General features: G+C 34.4%; 1 protein-coding gene and 1 pseudogene. Both read right to left on the reverse strand.

The window, feature by feature from the left end; translation table 11 throughout:
• Positions 1-94 precede the first annotated feature (94 nt).
• A complete protein-coding gene (locus tag ACYVRH_RS14795; RefSeq protein WP_461257619.1) occupies positions 95-289 on the reverse strand; it encodes a hypothetical protein in 195 nt (64 codons plus the stop codon).
• Between the two features lie 51 nt (positions 290-340).
• Positions 341-413 (reverse strand): annotated as a pseudogene (locus tag ACYVRH_RS14800) (elongation factor P); the annotation flags it as partial.

Raw genomic sequence — 413 nt, forward strand, 5'->3', positions numbered from 1 at the left:
GTTTTTTACCACTTCCAAAAAAAATCCATTTTTGGTATACTTATTCAGTAAAACTTCTTAAAGAAAATAAAAATGATTCGATGCGGAGAAATCGTTAAAGGAACCTGTCTTTTACAAAAAGTACAGCCGAAAAATAAGATGTTCCGTAAGCGAAAGCCGTAAGCCACGGGCCTACGGCGCGTCCGCCAAGCACGAAATCATTAACGCTTTTTGCTCTTTTCTTAAAATAGAAACCGACAAAAATTGTGATGATGAAAAACAAAACCAGCAGAATTACTTTGATTGCCATAATACGCTCCTTCCTAAATTTTTAACCTGACCGCATTGGTCAGGTAATGATTTAATTATTTACTCTTTCAAGATATTCGTTTGTTTCGGTATTAACGAGTATTTTTTCACCCTGTTTAATAAAA

The organism is Treponema sp. R80B11-R83G3, from assembly GCF_054786115.1.